The organism is Paenibacillus amylolyticus, assembly GCF_051136285.1.
In the GTDB taxonomy this organism is placed as follows: domain Bacteria; phylum Bacillota; class Bacilli; order Paenibacillales; family Paenibacillaceae; genus Paenibacillus; species Paenibacillus amylolyticus_F.
Window position 1 is genome coordinate 70,612 of sequence record NZ_CP194938.1, and the last position, 21,287, is coordinate 91,898.

Here is a 21,287-nt window from a genome sequence, read left to right on the forward strand (position 1 = left end):
AGATTGCGAAAGGAGAGCCTCTTTTGTCCAAATTAAGAAAACAAAGTCGTCAACTGGTTTATGCAGGACTGATTGGAGCAGGAGCTGTGGGTATGATCTTTGGAGGATACGTGATATACCAGTTCCAAACAACAGAAGATGTCAGGTCTGCTATGGAGGCTCGTTATCTGTCAGCGTATGAGGAGAAAGAAACGCAGTTGTTACAGCAATGGAATTCCGGAGCCCAAGGATGGGTTACCGTTAGGGATATTGAAGCGGGAGAAGCCATCTCAGCCGAGGATCTGAAGTTGATTGCCATACCGGATGCGCAAGCTCCACGGAATTTGTGGTCTAGTACGCAGAAACTGGAAGGACAGTCAGCCAAAATTGTGCTTAAAAAAGGAACAGCCATTACAACGGAGATGGTGTACGAGGAAGCACCGGCGTCGCCTGATTTAAGAAATCGGGAGCTGCAAGTTGTCCTACTGCCATCCTCACTTGTGAAAGGCGACATGATTGACGTTCGGATTCAGTTTCCGACAGGTCAAGACTACATTCTCTTATCCAAGAAAAAGGTGGAACGGTTAAATGCAGCGACATTATGGATTACGATGACTGAAGAAGAGATTTTGTCGCTGTCCAGTGCAATCGTAGATGCCTATTTACATAAAGCTTCAATCTATGCTCTAACCTATGTAGAACCACAATTTCAGACAGCGGCCATCCCGACGTATCCAGCCAATTCCGAAGTGTTAAAACTGCTGGAGAGTGATCCCAACATTGTGCGTCATGCTGAACAGGAGTTATCACGGCAAGTTCGAAGCTCACTTGAAAGCTCGTTAGCTGCGTCCATGTCAGCACCATCCAAAGGTGTTGAACAGGATGTGGCACAATCCTCGGTTACGTATAACAAAAGGCCGAAAGCACAAGGTTCATCCGGGGCTAACGGAACGATTTGGAATGACGGGACAGGCAATATGGAAGCGGGTCAAACTGGAGAGGCATCGGACACCATCCAATCTTCAACATTGAAGGAACAGCAGCAATTGCTGACGGGAAATGAGTAATTAAAAAGATTTTTACTTCTTGTAACAACATTAAATTGAGATTGAGGGGCGCTTATCAGTGCATATTTGGATTTTTGCAGGTTTATGCGAGAAAAATGACCTGATGTTATACCTGTGCAAAATACTTGCTTCGACAGGTAAGAGGGTTCTGCTAGTGGATGGTACGTTGCAACAGAAATATGGATATTGCGTCGGGGATCATCAACAATCTTTACGGATTGTCGAATTTGAAGGGTTTGATATAGCCTGTCATTTTGTTACTGGGGTGGCAGTAGAACAACACTTACAGATGAGCGGCGAGACTCTGGACAGTTATGATTATGTGTTATACGACATGGAGACTTTGCACTTTGCTTCAAGGAATTTATGGCTTGCGGCAGATGTTCGTGTCTGGGTGAGTGACTATGAGCGATACAATCTGGAGCGAGGGAAAGGATGGCTGGAACAGTTACTTAACAAACAGGAACTTCCTGAAGAGTTGACTTTCCAGCGAATGCTAATTCATGGTGTGGATTGCAGACTTGAAGCCCATTATCTGTGGGCCTACCTAGAAGGGAGTCCCTTTCAATGGACGGGGGAATCCTTAATCCTTCCATGGGATGAACTGAGCGCTGCCGTTAAGCTTGAAAATGAACATCATCGCTGTGTGCAGCTAGGCCCACTGTCCAGAAACTACAAAAAATCGTTATGTCGTGTTGTGGAGCAACTAACGGGGTGGGAGAATGTTGACAGCCGCCGTGCGATCAAGGAAGCAGGGAGGGTGAGGGCATGAGTACGATCACGTTTTGGAGTCCTTTTGCGGAAATGGGTTGTTCCTCAAGTACTTTGCTTAGTGCATACGCCATGGCACTCCAGTATAGAACCAGAGTGCTATTGATTAATCCAGGTCGGGCGAACTCTGGTATAGAAGCAGGTTTATTTCAGGATGAGAAAGTTTCAGCTGAGGTATTGTATTCTTTTGAAGAGAACGGTTGGGATGCCGTTGAACGACTGTTTCATAGCGGAAGTCTGAACAAGCACAATTTAAGGGATTACACCAAGCCATTGCTGAAAGATCGACTTGATCTGTTGACCGGAAGTATGAACTGGAGCGAGAGATCTGCGAGTGAAAATGCGAAGTTGTTAAAAAAGCTGATGGAGACCGCTAATCAATGTTATGATCTCGTCCTTTTGGATGCAGAGCGCACAAATGTTGATTCAGACTTACTGGTGAAACAAGCAGACTATGTTGTCGTTGTTCTGAATCAAGATATGAGGAATCTGGAACAATTTTTTGAAGAGATCTTGCCCGAACACCCGAATGAACGGAAGCTGCATGTACTCATTAATAAATATGATTCACATTCTCGTGCTACGCTCTCCAATATTAAGCGTGGTTTCAGATACAAGGGGAGTCTTTCTGCTATCCCGTATACTACCGGCTTTTTGGATGCAATGAATCGCAGAGACGTTGCCAGATATCTACAGCTTGAGAATCCAGGTGATAAAAAAGATGTTCGAAAAGGGAGTTTTGCCGCTGGCATGGGGGAACTCGCTCGCCTGATTATGGACGGTGCGGGGATGCGTACTGTGCTGAAGAGGCTAGAAAGGGGAGCTTGAATCTCCAATGGTTTGGAATGCAGTTATCATAACGATTATTCTAATTGCAGGCATGTATTATGTCTGGTTCAAGTATCGAGCATACAGTCGAGATAAAAGCGAGCGTATACCTGAACAGGAATCTTTTACGATTGAGTCATTAATTGAACAAGTTAAACATTCATTGCATGAAATAAGTCATAGTCAGCTTGCAGACGCAGGTTTACATGAGGAAGAGTATCGCCGTAGAATCAATCAGCGTGCTGAGATGAGAAAAGCACTCAAAGGTTGTGTGTCTGGAAGCATCAGTGACAAAACGTATGTCAAAAACCTGATTGCTGACTTGTTGACACGAAGTATTGGTCTGAACAAGTCTAACGTGGATGAAGTGATGATGTTCGCTGAACCTGAACGGTTAACCACACAAGATCGCTTTGAGATCGTCTTTTATATGTACCGTCAGCAATTTGGGACAGATGCACTTTCCAGAATGATCGATACTTATGATTTAGGTAAACTTCGACTGGAAGAAGGTACACAAGATGGCGGTAGTTATTATATTTCCGATCGAGACATTCAGTATGTATTTGAGTGTGAATACCGGGAATTGGAATTCAGAGAAAAGGTAGAAATTATCGTGCAGCGTGTGTACCAACACTACAAAGGATTCTCAGTCGTGGATGAGATCAGGGATCAACGGATCGATGGTGTAAGTGGAGGGGTGAGCGGGGTTCTCGAAACGTTCCCAAATATGGTGAGTCACACACCGGCTTCCTGGAATGATCTTTTGGAACATGCTTTTGAGGATGAACATGATGAAGAACCACTTAGCGGGATGGAGAGTGTCTGGATTTTTTATAAGGGTAAGTCCATACACCTGTCTTTCTTGAGTTTTGGCAGTATTCGAGAGTTGAAGCGAGTATGTCAGAACATCTATAAATACAATTATCCTGGCCAATTATCAGAGGCCAGCGGTTATAAGGTAAATGAAATGAAAGACGGCTCGCGTGTGGTCGTTGTGCGTCCTCCTTTTTCCGAATCCTGGGCATTTTTTGTCCGGAAGTTTGACATTCCTAATGCTTCACTCGAACAGTTGATTATAGGTAACAACGTACAATTACCAATCGAACTGCTGCAATATTTGATGAAAGGCAGTCGGATCACAGCCGTGACCGGTGCTCAGGGTTCGGGTAAAACAACATTGCTGATGGCAATGGTGAAACATATCTATGCCTCTTATACCCTGCGAGTACAGGAGATGGCATTCGAGCTGCAGTTAAGACGGATCTACAGTCGCCGCAACATTCTGAGTTTTCGGGAGACGGAACATATATCTGGTCAGCAAGGGTTGGATTTGCAGAAAAAAACAGATGGGACAGTAAACATTCTCGGTGAGGTTGCGAGTGATGAGGTGGCTGCCTGGATGATTCAGATGTCACAAGTGGCGAGTCTGTTCACCCTGTTTACGCATCATGCCAAAACATTCCGTGATCTGGTGTTTTCTCTCCGGAATTCGCTGCTCAAAACAGGTATGTTCCAGCATGAACATATCGCCGAAGAACAGGTTGTCAGTGTCATTAACTTTGATGTTCATATGAAGAAAGATGCAGAGGGCCGCAGATATATTGAGCGGATTACAGAATGTATTCCCCATCCCCGTGATGAAGGTCTTATGAAAGAGAGAGCCGGATTTACATTTCGTAATGTTATGGAATATCAGCATGGTAAATATGTGGCGACTGCCCCGATCTCCGCTTCGTGCATCGTGGATATGAAGGAACAGATGACACTGTCAGATGCTAAAAAGTTTGAGCAGTTTATGGGACATCACTGGGGTGAGACATATGAGCATTAAATGGCTTCTATTGTTGATAATTGGCATTTGTGCAGGTGGTTTAGTCATCACGTTTCTCATTCTTTATGTATTGCGGCGAAAAGAATCAGTCTCAACATACACAGCTTCGAATGTCATCAGCATCCAGGGCAAAAGGAATAGGGGCTGGGGAACGTTCTTGTTGCAGGCGTATCAAATTGGGACGAGGGTACCTTTGCTATCGGCGTATATTTTACAGGTGCAAAAAAGAATCTCCTATCGCTATGCCAAGGACGAACCAGCGCTTCGCAGAGTCACAATGACTGTTGTTCTGATTATTATGGGCGGGTATGGAAGTATCAGTGTTGCACTCTTTTGGTTGCAGCCTGCCCTCACTTTTATCGTTCTGGCCATCCTTTGTGCTGTCGTACTAAACAGTCTTGTGCTGGATATGTGCCTGAGTCGTATGGAGAAAAAACTGCTGGTGCAGATGCTTGATCTTTTTGCCGATGTAAGACATCGGTATCACCAACATGGAATGGTTGAGGAAGCACTGTACGAAGCGTCCGAGGCGGGGGCAGGAGAAGCAGCCGAACAAGTCAGGCTGATCTATGAGGCTTTAACTTCACCCGATCCCAATGAAGCACTTGAGCGGTATTATGAAGTGGCACCAAACCGTTTTCTCAAAGGTTTTGCTGGTGTTTCTTATATGGTGATGGAGTTTGGAGACAAGGACAAGCAGCAGGGCTCCATTTATCTCCAAGGATTAGGTAATCTGACTCAAGAGATTCATCTGGAAATTTTGAGGCGTGACCGGCTTGATTATCTGCTGCAAGGACTAAATGTGATTGCTCTTGCTCCTATCTTATTTACAGGGCCGATTGAGCGTTGGGCTCGGGTCAGTTTTCCGACGATGGATGAGTTTTATCGCAGCAAGCTTGGCTTTATCACCAAAATTTCCATTTACGTTATCATTATTGTTGCCTACCTGCTGTTACAGCGTCTTCAACAATATGATGAAACCCGCTACCGTTCTGGGCAGAAGCAATCGACACTGGATCGGTTTCTGTATAAACGAATCTTTTTGCGGAGGATGGCTATGCTTTTTGCTCCCAAACCTGGGACAACCGGGTACACTCAGACCATCAGGTTAATGAGAGAGAGCAATACCGAGTTAAAATACGAATGGCTGGCTATTCGCAGATTAATGTTGTTTGCAAGTTGTCTGGTTCTGAGTATAGGCTTGATTCTTTTGTTACATCAGGTCGAGCGTAATCATATATTGCATGATCCAATCAGGGATGATCGTATGTTTGGTGTAATGTCTGAGACGGATCTGAAAGTAGCTATGGAGAAGACTGCACTGGATGGAGCGGTTATGGCAGATGTCGAAATGCAGCAGGGAGCTACTTACGAGCATATTTCCAATGCGTTGTTGAAGCTTGCACCAGTCCAGCTGGATCATGATGCCCAGACGGCGGCAATTCAACGGATTACAGACAAGTTAGAGGCGTATAACAACCAGTATATGCGGTGGTGGGAGGCTGTTTTGGCACTAGTGATGGGTATAGGCGGTTATTATCTGCCAATCTGGCTCATGTTGTTCCAACGTAAAATGAGAAGCTTGGATATGCGCCATGAAATCTATCAATTCCAGACGGTGATTTCCATTTTGCGTGAGATGGATCGTATGTCTGTGGAAGAGATTGTGGAATGGCTCAATCGATTTGCTGTTATTTTCAAAAGGCCTTTGCAAAAGTGTCTGCTGCACTTCGAACATGGCCCTGAACCAGCACTTGAACAGTTAAAAGAGGAAGTGGGTTTGCCTGAATTTCAACGTTTAATTGATAAACTGCAGCTGGCTCTAGGTAAAATATCCATTCGTGAAGCTTTTGATGATCTGGAAAGCATGATGGCCTTTTATTTTGAGCAACGCAAACAGGAGTACAACAAAATCATTGATATCAAGGCAGGATGGGGAAGAATGATCGGTTTCGCACCTATTTATGCTTTGATCTTCCTGTACCTCGTTATTCCGCTGGTTGGCATGAGTTTTATGCAGATGAACATGTATTATGAACAAATTCAGAAACTGTAGTGCTTCACTTTAAGGAACAAATGAACATAAAATCAAACATTTCACTCTAGGAGGGTATTTCATATGAATAATGCATCAAGTGCTTTAAAGGTGGCAGCAGGAATATTTTTGACCATTGCTTTGATTACAATTGTGGTGTTGTTATTTATTTCGGCTCAGGAGGCAACCAAAACAGCACAGAATAACTTTGCAGATATTCAAACAGAACTTTCTCAAGCAGCATTTACCGTATATGACGGAACAACGATTAGTGGCTCACAAGTGACCAATGCTTTACGTAAATATGCGGACAAAGATCAATTTGGTATCCAGGTTATTACAGGGAAAAACAAAAGCGGACAATGGTACGGCAATCAGCTCAATATCTCTCAGGATCTGAATAATGCGGACTATGGGTCTGTCATTGCACCTGATGACAAGGTAGGCAGCATCAATCAGACGATGAGTGAAAAAGATAATCAATACGTTAATCCTAGCGGCAAATTCAAGGCGATTATTGTTAAAGACCGATCTAATGTTGTCAGAGGTCTGATCTTTCAGCAATCCTGACTGGAGATGGTTGAACATGTCCCGGAACACACAGCATCTGATGCTGTTCTGCACAGCGGTTGTCCTATTTGTGACAGCCTGCCTGTACGGGCAGTGGAATATCCGTATTTTAACCAATGCTTTGAACGACAGGGTGGAAACAAATGCAACTATGGAAGGCAGAGTGCATACGACACTTCAGACGAGCGGAATAGTCAGATATACCGGAGCTGAGGTTCTGCATACCGTACGGCAAATGACAGGTTCAGGGGTTCAAGTGGAAGTGAACGGTTATGGGTCTGTGATCGACCCGCCTGTAAATCCTTCAGCCATGATTCCAGTTGAGCTATACGGGAACTATCGAACTGAATATAAACGAAGTGCATCCGGAGAATTGTTAAAACTTTCTTTCTGGAAGGAGGTAGAGAGATAGTGCTCAATGCAGCATCCAAGTTGTTTGCGGTATTGCTTGCCGTGCTTCTGCTCTATGTGTATCCTGCGGCTGAGACCGCCGAACGTCAGGATGATATTGCGCGCATGACGGCGACCCAGAGTGTCACAAGGTTTGTCGATGCTGTCCGAACGAAGGGATATATCTCTCCTCGAATGCTGGCGGAATTCCAAGAGCAGTTAGCCCAAACAGGCAACAACTATGATATCTCCCTGGAACATTTACATAAAAAGTATGTGCCTCACTATTCAGATCCAATGAATCAAAACAGTTTCACAGGCACATATGAGATTGTTCATGATGCATACTATTTGTCCCAGATCCGAGAGCGTCTATACCCGTTATCCAGCACATTGTCCATGGATGACCCTGGGCGTAGATATACGCTAAACATGGGTGATTTCTTTACCGTCAGTCTTAAAAGCACTAATCGCACACCTTCCATGATATTAAGGGAATGGTTGCAAGGCACTGCCCAAGCTGCTGCGGTTTTTGCTTCTTATGGGGGCATGGTACTGAATGAAGATTACTGAGCTTTCCATTGTGTTTGTACTTATTTTCTTTCCGCTCTTTTACATACTAACGTTCCATACACATGATGCACAAAAGGCCAATGAATTGGCTTACCGCTACCAAACAGCACTTCAAACTGCAGTGATGGATGCTGGCGCAGTTATGCACCAGAATGAAAAACAAGATGATGAAGCAGGCTATGATTCTGCCAAGTTCGTGAAGGCGGATAAAGAGCTGGCTTTGTCCACCTTTACCCAGACGATGGCATTAAACATGGGAATACAGGATGATCAGATGGCTATCCAACATATGTTTGACTATATCCCGGCGATCATTATTCTGGATTATGACGGTTATTATATTTTTGCTAAGGAAACCGAGATGACTGGGGCAATGGAAGTATCTCTCAGACTGGTGTGGAGCCCGAAAAAACCTTATACATATTCCGATTCGGACGGCAACAGCATTAATTTCACACTTGACGGTTATGTATATGCTTATGATGCTGGTGCAGGGAAATGGATCGAAGGTTTTCAGCATGAACTGGCCGCGAGTTCAACGATTACACTGCTTCAGGATTCTAAAATCTTTGAACAGGTACGGCGCAGCCGGATCGTGACCCGTGTACAGGATGAGTTAGCAGACGTAATCAATCGCCATAATGAATTCGCCAGGAAAAATGGTATATCTTATTTGTTTACGATGCCTCTGATCTCACAAGAGAATTGGTACAACTCGATCAATGATACAGGAATCATGGCTTTTATACAGGGTATTGCTGTAGGGGATCAGAAGATTAATAATTTTGCGATAGGCGGGGGCAGACTGGTCAAAAAAACAGCAGTTGTTGGCGGAATAGATCCCGCGACAGGGATAAAATATCATTATCCAGCGACCTGTAAACCAGGTTTTCGTGCTGAAGAGGTATTTACGACTGCAAAGCAGGCGGCTTCCATGGGTTACTATGAATATGATTGCTCTGCCCAATTTTCATTACTTTCAGAAAAGACTGAACCTGTGCTAGAATAGGGGTTTGAAACGATAACTAAAAGTAATGTAAATAGATAGGAGCAGTCTCATCATATGAGTTTATTGTCAGTAGAAAACGTTAGTCACAATTTTGGAGACCGTACGTTGTTTAAAAATGTTTCTTTTCGTTTGCTCGCCGGAGAACGAGTTGGGCTTGTTGGAGCAAATGGTGCCGGAAAATCAACACTCATGAATATCCTGACGGGAAAATTGCTTAAGGATAGCGGTAAAGTGGAGTGGACACCTAAGGTCCGTTATGGTTATCTTGATCAACACACGAAGTTAACACCAGGCAAAACCATTCGTGATGTGCTCAAAGATGCTTTTCTCCCATTGCTGGAACTGGAAAAGGAAATGATGGCGATCACGGATCAGATGGCTGATGCCGATCCATATAAGCTGGAACAACTGCTTGAAGAGATGGGTGAAATTCAGGAACAGCTGGAACAGGGCGATTTTTATCTGATCGATGTGAAAGTGGACGAAATGGCGAACGGTTTGGGATTGAATGCGATCGGCCTTGATCGGGATGTTGCCTCTCTTAGTGGTGGACAACGCACGAAGGTACTTCTTGCGAAGTTATTATTGGAGAAACCTACTGCCCTTCTATTGGATGAGCCGACCAACTATCTGGATGTAGAGCATATTGAGTGGCTGACACGTTATCTGAAAGACTACCCATATGCTTTTCTGCTGATTTCTCATGATACGGAATTCATGAATGACGTTGTTAATGTCATCTATCATTTGGAGTTTGCCAAATTGACTCGGTACGCTGCCAACTATGATAAATTCCTGGAGATGGCGGGTATGCAGAAAGCACAGCACATCGATGCCTATGAAAAGCAGCAGGAATTCATCAAAAAACAAGAAGATTTCATTCAGCGCAACAAGGCTCGGGCTTCAACATCAGGCCGGGCGAAAAGCCGTGAAAAACAACTCGGCAAAATCGAGCGTATTGATCGTCCAGACGAAGCTGCAAAACCAACATTTAAGTTCAAGGATGCGCGCGCGAGTAGCAAAACTGTTTTTGAGGGTATCGATTTTGAAATCGGTTATACGTATCCGCTATTACCCAAGATGACGATGACGATTGAACGTGGAGAAAAGATTGCCATTGTGGGATGTAACGGTGTAGGTAAATCAACTCTTCTCAAAACAATTCTGGGTAAAATTGCGCCAATCAGCGGTAAAACATTCCTTGGAGATTACCTGGAGACAGCTTACTTCGAACAGGAAGTACGCGCTGGAAATATTACACCGATTGACGACGTGTGGAATGAATTTTCTCACCTGACACAGAATGAAGTGCGAGGTCATCTTGCGCGCTGTGGGCTTAAAAATGAGCACATCACTCGTCCTCTTAACATGCTGAGCGGAGGAGAGCAGGCTAAAGTTCGATTGTGTAAACTGCTGATGCGTGAAAGCAACTGGGTTTTGTTTGACGAGCCGACGAACCATCTGGATGTAACGGCGAAGGCTGAACTGCAGCGTGCGTTGCAGGAATACAAGGGAACCGTTTTGCTTGTATCTCACGAACCGGATTTTTATGAAGGCTGGGTCACCAAAACGTGGAATGTAGAAGAGTGGTCTGAAAAAGCACAATGACAAAAAAAACCGGTTGTGGTAATATAGGCTACAACTTCATATGAACACTAGGGGGGCCGCACGATGCGGCTGAGATGGAAGAATGCGATTCCGGACCCTTCGCACCTGATCTGGATCATACCAGCGTAGGGAAGTGGCGCGTTTCAGCGAAAACGATATTACATGATTCTTCAATGGAAAAAGGGATCTTTACTACATCGTGATGCAGACATTTCAATACTCGAGCAGACAGTTATAGGGTTACCTATTACACTTTTGATCAGGTATTCGTCGAATGTTTGTTATTGAACTGAACCTTTGTTTATACGCAGCCACTCCCCTACGGGAGTGGCTTTTTTTGATTATATATTTGTTGCGTTTTTTGTTAAGTCGTTCGGAGCCTGTAGCTGAAAGGAGGGAGAACGAGAGTGTTTAACATGATGTTTGAGGACAAGTCAAAAGTATCGGATGAACAATTAAGAAACAACTCTCTTTTTGAGCTGCATGTGATATCCGGCAATAGAGGGGAACAAGAAGCCACACTGAAGGCAGCTAAAGAAATTTGGCCTTGGGTGGATTATATTCATATCCGGGAAAAGCAGCTTCCGTTACACCAGCGATTAAACTGGGCCAGATTGATGGTAGAATCCGGTGTTCCTGTTTCTCGGATTGTAATCAACGGTGCGAACCGGTTTACGCCTGAAGATGCTTGTTATCAAGGGGTGCATTGGAGCCAAGACATGTTACACAAGGCAAAAATGACGGTGGAACCCGGAAACAGGCATGATCTAAAGCGCCGTTTGGGGGTATCTGTACATTCAATTCATGAGGCGAGAATTGCAGAAGAGTATGGAGCAGATTACCTTTTTTTCGGGCATGTATATGCGAGTGCAAGCAAACCGGATATAACTCCAAGGGGATTAGAAGCATTGGCGGAAGTATGCTCGGGTGTGAACGTACCTGTCATGGCAATAGGGGGCATCCAGCCGGATAACATTCAAGCTGTCAGGTCTGCGGGAGCCAGGGGTGCCGCTGTGATCTCGGGTGTACTTCAACATGAAAATCCTGCTCATGCAGCAGCCCTTTTAAAACAGTCTGTGGAAACAGGAAAATGAATGCTGCTCAATGCACAATCAAGGGGATGAGAAAATGGAACAGAGAGGAATGGGTCAACCCGAAGGTATTACCGCACCCTCGTGTGATCAACATCGATTTATGATGATGTCCACATCGGATACTTCAACTGACTTACCGGGAGTTTTTCAGGCAGAAACAATTGTTGTAGGTGGTGGAATTGTAGGCTGTGCAATTGCTTTTGAATTGGCATCCAGAGGACAGGAAGTGCTTCTTGTTGAGCAATCAGAGATTGCCAGTGGAACTTCCTCCGCAGCTGCTGGTATGCTTGCAGCAGATAGTGAAGAATTTGCACATCCACTTCTAGCACAGGCGGCATATGACAGCAGAGAATTATTGCATAAGCACAAAGATCAAATATCCGCTCTAACAGGTATGGAAGTTGGCTTGAGGCGCAGCGGGTTCATTACACCATTTCGATCATATAGTGATTTAAGTCAATACAAGGATAAACGAAATGTCTCTTCGGATTCGGGGCAGCATTGGTGGGATCGGAGTACGGTGCAACGGGAAGTGGCATGGTTGAATCGGGAGACATACGGTGCGTATTACAGACCACTGGAGAGTGAAGTTCTACCTGTATCGTTGACCAGAGCCTATGCGAGGTCGGCTCAAATGATGGGTGCCCGGATCTGGGAAGGGGCTCAAGATGTTCGTTTATTAGTGAACAACGATCGAGTCCGAGCGGTTACAACTGCCAAGGGAGAGATAACTTGTAAACATGTTATCGTGGCTGCTGGTTTGCAGGGGGAGCTACTGATGCATCAAGTGGGAGTGACCTTGCCTTCAATTCCGGTGAAAGGTGAAATGATTGCTATTCGGTTTCCTGCAGAACAGACAGCATACAGACCCGATCGAACGGTATATGCAGAAGACGTCTATATCGTTCCGAAGGCCAACGGAGAGGTATGGATCGGAGCAACCAGTCTGCCAGGAAGAAAAGATCACAGCGTATCTGCTAATAGTGTGCAACGATTACTTGGTGCCGCAAATTATTGGGTTCCGGGAATCAAGGAGGCAGACTTTTTGCGGGCATGGGCAGGTGTAAGACCATCCACCCCGGATGGACTGCCGTATATAGGCAGATGTGGACAAATTACTGGTTTGTACACGGCATATGGTCATTTTCGCAATGGAATCTTACTTAGTGCGATAACAGGTCACTGGATTGCAGAGATGCTGGAGGGTAAAAGTGCGGAAGAGATCGGGATTGAAGCATTGTCGCCTGATCGAATGAACAGAAGGGGTGTTATGCTGTGAATATTATCGTGAATGGTCAGAAGATGGAGGTTGACGACGGGTTAAACCGTGTCGACAAGTTACTGCAATCATTCAACTTGCAAGTGAAAACGGTGGTGGTTGAGTTGAATCGTAATATTTTGACCAAAGATCATCATGAAACAACAACGTTAAGAGAAGGCGATCGGATTGAGATTGTTCATTTTGTCGGCGGTGGCTAAGCAAGGTGATTCACAGGCGATGGTTGAATTTTCTTATATCGTAGTTGCGATCAAATCTTATTAAATACTAGGAGGATTAATGATGTTAAGTATTGGTAAATATACGTTTGAATCGAGATTGCTCCTTGGAACAGGCAAGTTTTCAGATTTGAAAGTTCAGAGCCAGGCTGTGGAGGCTTCAGGTACAGAGGTATTAACCTTTGCGGTACGTCGTTTGAATCTGGAGGAGACCGACAAGCAGCACTTTCTGGATACGCTCGATCTACGCAAGTATACGCTGCTACCTAATACCGCAGGGGCTTCGACTGCAGAGGAGGCAGTAAGAATTGCCGAGCTTGCACGAGCTTCAGGGCTTTGTGATATGATAAAAGTCGAAGTCATCGGAGACGGGGTAACGTTACTGCCTGATCCGCTTGAAACGTACAAAGCTTGCCGTATTTTGCTCGAAAAAGGATTCACTGTGCTGCCTTATATCTCGGACGATGTCATTTTAGCTAAACGACTCCAGTTGCTGGGCGTACATGCAGTCATGCCGGGAGCTTCTCCGATCGGTGCAGGCAGAGGTATTATCAATCCGTACAATCTGGAGATCATCATAGAACAGGCGGCAGTGCCTGTAATTGTGGATGCAGGTTTACGTTCGCCCAAAGATGTTGCTTATGCGATGGAACTTGGGGCAGACGGCGTTCTGCTTAATACGGCTGTATCGGGGTCCAACAATCCCGTTACTATGGCAAAAGCCATGCGACTTGGGGTTGAAGCAGGCAGACTGGCTTACGAATCAGGCATGATTCCAATAAAACGTTATGCTGCGGCAAGCAGTCCGGTGGAAGGAATGGTTCATACATGACAGATCAGTTACATCAAGCGGAGCAGGCCGATCGATATTCCAGACAGGAACGATATGCGCCGCTTGGCAAAGAAGGTCAAGCAAGACTAAAGGATAGCAAGGTTCTCATTATTGGAGCCGGGGCACTCGGAACAGGTATTGCAGAAACGCTGGTCCGTTCCGGTGTTGGACAGATTACCATTGTTGACCGGGACTATGTGGAATGGAGCAACCTGCAGCGGCAACAGCTTTATGTAGAGCAGGACGCCATAGAACGTATGCCCAAAGCGATGGCGGCTGCCAAACGTCTAACAGCAATTAATTCAACAGTTCGCATCGAAGGCCAAGTGATGGATGTACGAGTCGACGAACTGGAAGAACTTGTTGGGCAGGCCGATCTAATCATGGATGCAACGGATAATTTTGATACAAGACTACTTATTAATGATATGGCGCAGAAACATCAAATCCCTTGGATATACGGGGGATGTGTCGGAAGTTACGGTATTACGTATACGTTTTTGCCTGGTGATACGCCGTGCTTAGTCTGCCTTCTTGGAGAAGTACCTCTCGGTGGGGATACGTGTGACACGTCGGGCATTATTCCTCAAGCGGTGCAGATGGTGACAGCCAATCAGACAGCGGAAGCAATGAAATTGCTAAGTGGTAATACAGCTGCTCTTAGACGTAAACTGTTGTCATTTGATGTGTGGAGGAACGAGTACATATCCATCAATGTAGATGGGGCGAAAAAACAGGATTGTGCTTCATGCAGCCCATCAGCCACGTATCCGTTTCTTTCTGCATCCAATCTTGAGAAAACCGATGTGTTGTGTGGCAGGGACACGGTTCAGATTCGGCCTGCCCGGCGCAGACAGCTGGATCTTGCGCAGACAGCAGTTCGATTGGAACGGCTTGGGGAAGGCAAAGTAGAGAGCAATCCTTTTCTGGTGTCGTTCACAACAGGTAATCATCGATTGGTCATTTTTCAGGATGGTCGTGTACTTGTTCATGGAACAAAAGATACGGCGGAAGCGCGTATATTGGTTCATCGCTATTTTGGCTGAATAACATTAATCATTTGGCTTAACATCCTCATGACTGAAAAAGTCTGTTCCCGGCGGGAATGGACTTTTTCTTTTTATGGCATCCTAACTGTACAATCCATGCCAAGTAGCGACGGAATACAGACGGGCCGGGTGAAAAAAAGGATGAAAACAGCCATCATATTAATGGGGACTGGTGAGTTGGTGAACCGGATCATGCACTTCATGCAAGACGAAGGTTATGAAGTGAAGCACATCGAATGGTCTGAATTGAATGAGAAGGGTGATATGAAATCGACTCGTACACATTTAATCATTTTGGTTGATGAGCCTGAGCATTCGAATCAGAGTGAACAAGATAAAATGGCTTTGAAGAAATGCATGAAAGGCTTGTCCATACCTTTAATGGTAATAATCCCCGGGAATTCTCCGCAGCGGGTTATCGATTGGCTTGATTTTGGAGCGAATGATGTAATGGAGGAGCCCGTGCATTGGAAGGTGATGCTTGCCAGAGTTCGCAGTCTGCTTCGACTGTTTGCAAGTGCAACATATGAGGGTGAGGATATCATTGTGGTACGAGACCTCAGAATTAATCTTCGGTCGCGACGAGTAAGCCGTGGAGGACAATATCTGAACTTGACCCCTAAGGAGTATGAGTTATTGGAGTTTATGGCCATGCATCTGAATGAGGCCTGTACACGTAGTGATATTTTGCGCGAGGTATGGGGATATGAACATGTCATGGATACCAATGTAGTTGACGTGTATATTAAACATCTGCGGGTTAAGGTGGATAAAGGTAGAGATGTGAAACTGATTCAGACGGTGCGAGGAATCGGTTATATGCTCGAGAGCGGCTAATTTTAATAGAGAATCCACTATTCTCCAGTTTGAAAGAAGGCTTGTTTCGGGTATTTATAAAGACAGGATGACATGAAAAAACCGGATCAATTGATCCGGTCGTTAGTTAGAATGATATAGGGACAGGTGGACTAGAGGACGCGGCGAGCTGTAATGTACGTTCTTTTCCACGTACCAGAGTTCAGATCTGACAGGGTTACGCCTGGTGAACCGTATGTGTGAAGAATTTTGCCGTTTCCTGCGTACACACCAACATGTGTAACATTAGAACCGGTGGAGCGGCTGCCGCTTGAGAAGAAGACCATATCACCAACACGAAGATTGGCTTTAGAGACAAATTTACCTTCTTTGGATTGCTGTGCGGAAGTGCGCGGAAGATCTACACCATACTTTTTGAAAATGTACTTCATAAAAGAAGAGCAGTCAAAGTTTCTGGTTGTTGTTGTTGAAGCACCAAAGTTATATGGAGTTCCCATAAATTTTTTACCGTAGTTTACAATTTGTTGTCCTGTTGATACCGACGAAGTTGCGGCTTGTGCAACAGGTGCATTTGTCATTAATACAGCTCCAAAACCTAGTGTAGCGCACAACCCGACGGTTACGGCCTTTTGGATGAAGAAGTTTGTTTTCATGTAGTTAGTACCTCCAAAATTCGTTTTCGTTAAGTTGCTAGAGCGAGTATAACAGGTTTGTAACACCCTAGAAATTGGATACATAAGCAAAAACCTTGATTGGTCAGTAGTTTGCATGTCTTTATTAAAATACGATTAAAAATGTCAAAAAATTAATCATTGACGAACAGGAAAATGCGATAAATAAAAAACCCCCTTGATATTCAAGGGAATTCATTCATATGAGGCTATTTTAAACGCCATACATCAGGTTACAAAAAAGTAATAATTAGATACTGAGCAGCAGGCTATGGCAATCTTAACTTTGAAATGCAACACTCTCGGCGTGTTGCATAGGTTCAGTCCTTGCTTTGAATAATGAGCAGCAGACCGCTATCAATTGTTACTGTTCCTGATTCGTGCAGGAGCTTGTTGCTGATGCCCAAGGACTGCCCCATACGGATGGTAGCTTGATCCAGAGGATACATGAATCCTTCCAGAGATATCCCTGTGACCTCATGCGTTAACGGAAGCAGAGACACATAGGTATATCCGCGCTGCTCAACGATACAGCTGGAGGTGGTTAACGTCATATAATTGTGCTCGTCCTGGAGTGCACAGGAGATATGATGCTGCATAGCCCGAACCAAAATATGAACATTCGCGAGAGTATGGTCCATTCGTGTACCCGTTGCACCAAAGATGAGAATATGAGTAGGTTCATGATCCAGTGCGGTCTCAAAAGCCATTTCCGTATCTGTAAGATCTTTATGGATTGGGTCACAAGCTACAAACTCCATACTGTTGCTGCTTACGATCTCTCGTTCATCATCTGTAATGGAATCGAAGTCGCCTACTGCGATGTGTGGCTTGATGCCATGCTGGATTAGATACAAGGCACCACGATCTGCCGCAATAATGACGTCATCGGGCTTAATCTCCTGAAGGAATTCTTTAGCGAGCTGGCCACCTGTGAAAATGACAATACGTTTATAATCCATTCTATTTCATCCTTCCTTATTTATAGAGGGAACACATAACCGTGTTTATTTAATTCTGAACTAAAGGTACTAAAGGTTAAAACTATACACCAAACCAGTATAATCGACAAAATGTGGTTGCACAATTTCTGTACTCGCGGATACAATGGGGAGAGCGACATGGAGATGACTTGAAAAGTGAGGTTTGAACAGGTTGGACTTACACATTTTTGAAGTATTCAGCATTATAGGTACAATTGCATTTGCAATGTCCGGTGCATTTGTAGCCATGGAAGAGGAATATGACATCTTGGGCGTACTCGTTCTTGGGCTTGTCACAGCATTCGGAGGCGGAGTGATCCGGAATGTGCTCATAGGTGTGCCTGTAACGACATTGTGGAGTCAGGGCTCGTTAATTATGCTTGCACTGATATCGGTGGCCGTTGCTTTTATACTTCCTTTGAAGTGGATCGGTCACTGGAAACGGACAGAGGCATTGTTTGATGCGATTGGACTAGCTGCTTTTGCGATTCAAGGCGGATTGTATGCGGCCAACATGGGTCATCCCATCAGTGCTGTGATCGTTGCAGCTGTGTTGACGGGAATTGGCGGAGGTATCATTCGGGATCTTCTTGCCGGACGTAAACCGCTTGTTCTGCGTGATGAGATCTACGCGGTATGGGCAATGGCAGCGGGGTTTGCCATCGGAATGGGCTGGTTTACAACGAACATTGGATTGCTGATTTGTTTTGTAACAGTTGTCTTTTTCCGGATGTGTTCTGTCCATTATAAATGGAAGCTGCCGCGTCGTTCGTTGACTCCAAGCGAAAACGTGCATTTGAAGCCGGAGAATCTCATTCCGCAGCATACACCATCCGTGATTCCAGGTACATTGAGCAAGGGGGAGTAACATAACATGATTAACGTTGTATTTGTATGTCTCGGTAACATTTGCAGATCACCTATGGCAGAAGCGGTTATGCGCCACAAAGTTCTGGAGAAGGGGCTTGGAGAACAGATTCGTATTGATTCGGCTGGTACAGGCAATTGGCACGTGGGGAAACCTCCGCATGAGGGGACTCGCAAGTTGCTGGATGGATATCAAATCTCTTATGCCAATATGAGTGCGAGACAATTTGTTAGTGGAGACTTCACTGAATTTGACTATATTGTATGTATGGATAATTCCAACGCAGAGAATGTGCGAAGTCTGCCGGGTGGAGAAGACGCAGAGATTATCAAGTTCATGGATTTGCTGCCGAACGAAAAGCTCAGAGAAGTACCTGATCCATACTACACAGGGAACTTTGAAGAAGTGTACGAGCTGGTGAATGCTGGTTGCGATGTGTTGTTAAACAGAATTGAAGAAGAGAATTCATTATAAAAACCGCATTGGTGAAATGGCAAAGAAGCAGGAAGGCAATAATTCGCAACTCCTGCTTCTTTTTCAGTGCATGAATGTAAGCGTTAACAATAAATTGGCCGATAGTAAAGATAAAAAAAGAAAAGACGGCTAAGCAGCCGCCTGTTTAACAAATTTTGAATGGTTATTATAATGCTTTGATTCTTCCTACATTATCTTTGGTGTTCTCTTCAATTATGCTTCTTGCAAAAAGTAAAGCAAAGCATCTGGCAGTTCCTTTTGCCAAAAGCCCCACTGGTGATTCCCGTCTTTCTCCTGATAGGAGACGAGAGCACCACGTTTCTCCAGCAGATCGCGGGTATCCCGATTCAGCTGCACAAAATCATACGTTCCAGTATCAGCTTCAAAGGCCGTTTCCTGCAAACCAACAATCATCCAGATCGACAACCAGGACAGGTCTTCAGCTGCAGCGTAGATTTCCTGGGAAGCAGAGTAGAAGGCACCGGACATGCTGATGACGCGGGTAAACAGCTCAGGGTACATCAACGCCAGATGAAGCGAAACACTACCGCCCAGCGAGTCACCGGCAAGAATACGTTCCTGCGGAGAGCGTCTTACAGGATATTTCTCTTCTACATAGGGAATAATCTCTTCTGCGAAGCACTTCGTGTAGTCTTTGAATCGGCTGCCAAAAGGAGCGTACTCTTGAGTCCTTACAGAGACGTCCACTTGAACCCCTACAATAATGAAAGGTTCGGCGCCTTCATCGAGAATGATGCGATTCGCGGTGGTGGCAATTCGGCCAAAGTTGAAAAATTCCTCGCCATCCTGACAATATACGACAGGGTAGCTAAGCAACTCATTATAGCCTGGGGGAAGATAAATACGCAGAGTGCGTTTCTCACCGAGAAAACGACTCTCGATCTCTTCTTTAACAATTGTGCGTTTCAAATAGCGGGAATCCGTCATAAAACGTCACCTTTCCGGGTTATTTTTGCATTCGACCTTGCAATACGGTAAGATTAACCTGGTGCGAGGATAGGTCAAACACGTAATCATGTATTATGCTGTTATACCAATATTAAACCTCTGTTATACATACAATCCGAAAGGAAACATAAAAATATTACGGATTTCTTTGACGTATGCAGTGAAACAGGTGTATAATAATAATATAACAGCGGAACTTGATATTCAAATTTTTTGTTGAGGTGAAGAAAAAAATGAGCAAGGTTCCTTATGAAGTGTATACAGAGGATGTAGAAGCTCTGTCCGTGCTGTCTCCTGACGGCGAAATTGTTAACAAAGACATGATGCCTAAGCTTTCCGATGATCAATTAAAAGAAATTATGTACCGCATGGTATTTACCCGTACTTGGGATGACCGTGCAGTAAACCTGGGCCGTCAAGGTCGTCTTGGTTTCTATGCTCCAGTATCTGGTCAAGAAGCTACAATGGTTGGTAGTGAATTTGCAATTGAAAAAGAAGACTTTGTATGTCCTGGCTATCGTGACATTCCGCAACTCGTATGGCATGGACTTCCTCTTTATCAAGCATTCTTGTACTCCCGTGGACACCAACATGGTGGACAAATTCCGGATGGCGTTAACGTGTTGATGCCGCAAATCATCATTGGTGCTCAAATCCTGCACGCAATGGGTATTGCTATGGGTTACAAATTGAAGAAACAAAAACAAGTAGTTATCACATACACAGGTGATGGCGGTTCTTCCGAAGGTGACTTCTACGAAGGTCTGAACTACGCTGGTGTATACAAACTGCCTGTAATCTTCTTCGTACAAAACAACGGCTATGCCATCACAACTCCTTTTGCTAAACAAACAGCAGCTCTGTCCATCGCTCACAAAGCGGTAGCAGCAGGTATCAAAGGTGTTAAAGTTGACGGTATGGACATCTTCGCTGTTATCAAAGCGGTTCAGGAAGCTGCTGAGCGCGGACGTAACGGAGAAGGCGCAACGTTGATCGAAGCAGTAACCTATCGTTTCCGTCCACACTCCCTTTCGGATGATGCTTCCAAGTATCGTACAAAAGAAGAGGAAGCAGAGTGGAGCGAAAAAGATCCTATCGCACGTTTCGCTAAGTATCTGGAGAAAAAAGGTCTGTGGACTGAAGAAGATACAGCACGTGTGAAAGAAGAAGCAAAAGCAAAAGTGAACGAAGAGATTAAAAAAGCGGAAAAAACCGAGAAAATGACGATTTCAGGCTTGATCGACAGCATGTTCGAACAAACGCCTAAGCACTTGGAAGAGCAAAAAGCTGATTTCCAATAAGTTTTTTCCGATAAAGCATAAACATCCGGCACCGCTTCTGGTGTCCCGGTATACATGTATGAATTCAAA

The 21,287-nt window shown here is 44.8% G+C and carries 22 protein-coding genes and 1 riboswitch; of the genes, 19 read left to right on the plus strand and 3 right to left on the minus strand.

The window, feature by feature from the left end; genetic code table 11:
- Positions 1-23: 23 nt before the first annotated feature.
- From ACR8BL_RS00320 to ACR8BL_RS00395, 16 genes are all read left to right on the plus strand, one after another.
- The gene (locus tag ACR8BL_RS00320) at positions 24-1,046 is read left to right on the plus strand and encodes an SAF domain-containing protein (protein ID WP_434750755.1); all 1,023 of its coding nucleotides are present in this window, start codon (positions 24-26) and stop codon (positions 1,044-1,046) included.
- A 58-nt stretch (positions 1,047-1,104) separates the two neighbouring features.
- Positions 1,105-1,818 carry a hypothetical protein gene (locus tag ACR8BL_RS00325; protein ID WP_434750756.1) on the plus strand — a complete coding sequence of 238 codons (714 nt, stop codon included), beginning with the start codon at positions 1,105-1,107 and terminating at the stop codon, positions 1,816-1,818.
- The gene (locus ACR8BL_RS00330; protein ID WP_434750757.1) at positions 1,815-2,645 is read left to right on the plus strand and encodes a hypothetical protein; all 831 of its coding nucleotides are present in this window, start codon (positions 1,815-1,817) and stop codon (positions 2,643-2,645) included. The genes ACR8BL_RS00325 and ACR8BL_RS00330 overlap by 4 nt, the downstream gene beginning before the upstream one ends.
- Before the next feature lie 7 nt (positions 2,646-2,652).
- A complete protein-coding gene (locus ACR8BL_RS00335) occupies positions 2,653-4,479 on the plus strand; it encodes a pilus assembly protein CpaF (protein ID WP_434750758.1) in 1,827 nt (608 codons plus the stop codon).
- Positions 4,480-4,696: 217 nt separating this feature from the next.
- Positions 4,697-6,535, plus strand: a complete 1,839-nt coding sequence (locus ACR8BL_RS00340) for a hypothetical protein (protein ID WP_434750759.1) — start codon at positions 4,697-4,699, stop codon at positions 6,533-6,535.
- A 63-nt stretch (positions 6,536-6,598) separates the two neighbouring features.
- Entirely contained in the window at positions 6,599-7,084 is a 486-nt protein-coding gene (locus ACR8BL_RS00345) for an ABC transporter permease (RefSeq protein ID WP_434750760.1), read from the plus strand.
- A 16-nt stretch (positions 7,085-7,100) separates the two neighbouring features.
- A complete protein-coding gene (locus ACR8BL_RS00350) occupies positions 7,101-7,496 on the plus strand; it encodes a hypothetical protein (protein WP_434750761.1) in 396 nt (131 codons plus the stop codon).
- Positions 7,496-8,047 carry a hypothetical protein gene (locus ACR8BL_RS00355; protein ID WP_434750762.1) on the plus strand — a complete coding sequence of 184 codons (552 nt, stop codon included), beginning with the start codon at positions 7,496-7,498 and terminating at the stop codon, positions 8,045-8,047. The genes ACR8BL_RS00350 and ACR8BL_RS00355 overlap by 1 nt, the downstream gene beginning before the upstream one ends.
- On the plus strand, positions 8,034-9,056 hold the full coding sequence (locus ACR8BL_RS00360) for a hypothetical protein (RefSeq protein ID WP_434750763.1): 1,023 nt from the start codon (positions 8,034-8,036) through the stop codon (positions 9,054-9,056). The genes ACR8BL_RS00355 and ACR8BL_RS00360 overlap by 14 nt, the downstream gene beginning before the upstream one ends.
- Positions 9,057-9,110: 54 nt before the next feature.
- Positions 9,111-10,664 (plus strand): ABC-F family ATP-binding cassette domain-containing protein, encoded by a 1,554-nt coding sequence (locus ACR8BL_RS00365; RefSeq protein WP_434750764.1) that lies wholly within the window; start codon positions 9,111-9,113, stop codon positions 10,662-10,664.
- A gap of 39 nt (positions 10,665-10,703) precedes the next feature.
- A riboswitch (TPP riboswitch) is annotated at positions 10,704-10,813 on the plus strand.
- Between the two features lie 267 nt (positions 10,814-11,080).
- Positions 11,081-11,758: a thiamine phosphate synthase gene (locus ACR8BL_RS00370; RefSeq protein WP_434752963.1), complete on the plus strand. Its 678-nt coding sequence runs from the start codon at positions 11,081-11,083 to the stop codon at positions 11,756-11,758.
- 34 nt (positions 11,759-11,792) lie between these two features.
- On the plus strand, positions 11,793-13,037 hold the full coding sequence (gene thiO / locus ACR8BL_RS00375; RefSeq protein ID WP_434750765.1) for a glycine oxidase ThiO: 1,245 nt from the start codon (positions 11,793-11,795) through the stop codon (positions 13,035-13,037).
- Positions 13,034-13,237 carry a sulfur carrier protein ThiS gene (thiS, locus tag ACR8BL_RS00380; RefSeq protein ID WP_434750766.1) on the plus strand — a complete coding sequence of 68 codons (204 nt, stop codon included), beginning with the start codon at positions 13,034-13,036 and terminating at the stop codon, positions 13,235-13,237. Before thiO ends, thiS begins: the two co-directional genes overlap by 4 nt.
- 82 nt (positions 13,238-13,319) lie before the next feature.
- Positions 13,320-14,087 carry a thiazole synthase gene (locus ACR8BL_RS00385; protein WP_434752964.1) on the plus strand — a complete coding sequence of 256 codons (768 nt, stop codon included), beginning with the start codon at positions 13,320-13,322 and terminating at the stop codon, positions 14,085-14,087.
- A complete protein-coding gene (locus ACR8BL_RS00390) occupies positions 14,084-15,133 on the plus strand; it encodes a ThiF family adenylyltransferase (protein WP_434750767.1) in 1,050 nt (349 codons plus the stop codon). The genes ACR8BL_RS00385 and ACR8BL_RS00390 overlap by 4 nt, the downstream gene beginning before the upstream one ends.
- Positions 15,134-15,277: 144 nt before the next feature.
- Positions 15,278-15,973, plus strand: a complete 696-nt coding sequence (locus ACR8BL_RS00395; RefSeq protein WP_434750768.1) for a winged helix-turn-helix domain-containing protein — start codon at positions 15,278-15,280, stop codon at positions 15,971-15,973.
- Positions 15,974-16,104: 131 nt separating this feature from the next.
- Here ACR8BL_RS00395 and ACR8BL_RS00400 read toward each other — a convergent pair whose 3' ends face one another.
- Together ACR8BL_RS00400 and ACR8BL_RS00405 are read right to left on the minus strand one after the other, a co-directional pair.
- Complete coding sequence (locus ACR8BL_RS00400) at positions 16,105-16,605, minus strand: C40 family peptidase (RefSeq protein ID WP_434750769.1); 501 nt, start codon at positions 16,603-16,605, stop codon at positions 16,105-16,107.
- A gap of 338 nt (positions 16,606-16,943) precedes the next feature.
- Complete coding sequence (locus ACR8BL_RS00405) at positions 16,944-17,585, minus strand: thiamine diphosphokinase (RefSeq protein WP_434750770.1); 642 nt, start codon at positions 17,583-17,585, stop codon at positions 16,944-16,946.
- 193 nt (positions 17,586-17,778) lie between these two features.
- Here ACR8BL_RS00405 and ACR8BL_RS00410 point away from each other — a divergent pair, with 193 nt between their 5' ends.
- Positions 17,779-18,474: a trimeric intracellular cation channel family protein gene (locus ACR8BL_RS00410; protein WP_434750771.1), complete on the plus strand. Its 696-nt coding sequence runs from the start codon at positions 17,779-17,781 to the stop codon at positions 18,472-18,474.
- Positions 18,475-18,480: 6 nt separating this feature from the next.
- A complete protein-coding gene (locus ACR8BL_RS00415) occupies positions 18,481-18,948 on the plus strand; it encodes a low molecular weight protein-tyrosine-phosphatase (protein WP_434750772.1) in 468 nt (155 codons plus the stop codon).
- A gap of 213 nt (positions 18,949-19,161) precedes the next feature.
- Here the strand turns inward: ACR8BL_RS00415 and ACR8BL_RS00420 are convergent, their stop codons facing one another.
- Positions 19,162-19,896, minus strand: coding sequence for an alpha/beta hydrolase (locus tag ACR8BL_RS00420; protein ID WP_434750773.1), 735 nt, complete (start codon positions 19,894-19,896; stop codon positions 19,162-19,164).
- Positions 19,897-20,150: 254 nt separating this feature from the next.
- Between ACR8BL_RS00420 and pdhA the strand changes: the two genes are divergently transcribed.
- A complete protein-coding gene (gene pdhA, locus ACR8BL_RS00425) occupies positions 20,151-21,218 on the plus strand; it encodes a pyruvate dehydrogenase (acetyl-transferring) E1 component subunit alpha (RefSeq protein WP_090916691.1) in 1,068 nt (355 codons plus the stop codon).
- Positions 21,219-21,287: the final 69 nt, after the last annotated feature.

Excerpts from the sequence above, each read along its gene's own strand:
- ACR8BL_RS00330 (WP_434750757.1), top strand. The coding sequence starts at position 1,815 with ATGAGTACGATCACGTTTTGGAGTCCTTTTGCGGAAATGGGTTGTTCC.
- ACR8BL_RS00335 (WP_434750758.1), top strand. The coding sequence starts at position 2,653 with ATGGTTTGGAATGCAGTTATCATAACGATTATTCTAATTGCAGGCATG.
- ACR8BL_RS00345 (WP_434750760.1), top strand. The coding sequence starts at position 6,599 with ATGAATAATGCATCAAGTGCTTTAAAGGTGGCAGCAGGAATATTTTTG.
- ACR8BL_RS00350 (WP_434750761.1), top strand. The coding sequence starts at position 7,101 with ATGTCCCGGAACACACAGCATCTGATGCTGTTCTGCACAGCGGTTGTC.
- ACR8BL_RS00360 (WP_434750763.1), top strand. The coding sequence starts at position 8,034 with ATGAAGATTACTGAGCTTTCCATTGTGTTTGTACTTATTTTCTTTCCG.
- ACR8BL_RS00365 (WP_434750764.1), top strand. The coding sequence starts at position 9,111 with ATGAGTTTATTGTCAGTAGAAAACGTTAGTCACAATTTTGGAGACCGT.
- ACR8BL_RS00370 (WP_434752963.1), top strand. The coding sequence starts at position 11,081 with ATGATGTTTGAGGACAAGTCAAAAGTATCGGATGAACAATTAAGAAAC.
- thiO (WP_434750765.1), top strand. The coding sequence starts at position 11,793 with ATGGAACAGAGAGGAATGGGTCAACCCGAAGGTATTACCGCACCCTCG.
- ACR8BL_RS00385 (WP_434752964.1), top strand. The coding sequence starts at position 13,320 with ATGTTAAGTATTGGTAAATATACGTTTGAATCGAGATTGCTCCTTGGA.
- ACR8BL_RS00390 (WP_434750767.1), top strand. The coding sequence starts at position 14,084 with ATGACAGATCAGTTACATCAAGCGGAGCAGGCCGATCGATATTCCAGA.
- ACR8BL_RS00395 (WP_434750768.1), top strand. The coding sequence starts at position 15,278 with ATGAAAACAGCCATCATATTAATGGGGACTGGTGAGTTGGTGAACCGG.
- ACR8BL_RS00400 (WP_434750769.1), bottom strand. The coding sequence starts at position 16,605 with ATGAAAACAAACTTCTTCATCCAAAAGGCCGTAACCGTCGGGTTGTGC.
- ACR8BL_RS00405 (WP_434750770.1), bottom strand. The coding sequence starts at position 17,585 with ATGGATTATAAACGTATTGTCATTTTCACAGGTGGCCAGCTCGCTAAA.
- ACR8BL_RS00415 (WP_434750772.1), top strand. The coding sequence starts at position 18,481 with ATGATTAACGTTGTATTTGTATGTCTCGGTAACATTTGCAGATCACCT.
- ACR8BL_RS00420 (WP_434750773.1), bottom strand. The coding sequence starts at position 19,896 with ATGACGGATTCCCGCTATTTGAAACGCACAATTGTTAAAGAAGAGATC.
- pdhA (WP_090916691.1), top strand. The coding sequence starts at position 20,151 with ATGAGCAAGGTTCCTTATGAAGTGTATACAGAGGATGTAGAAGCTCTG.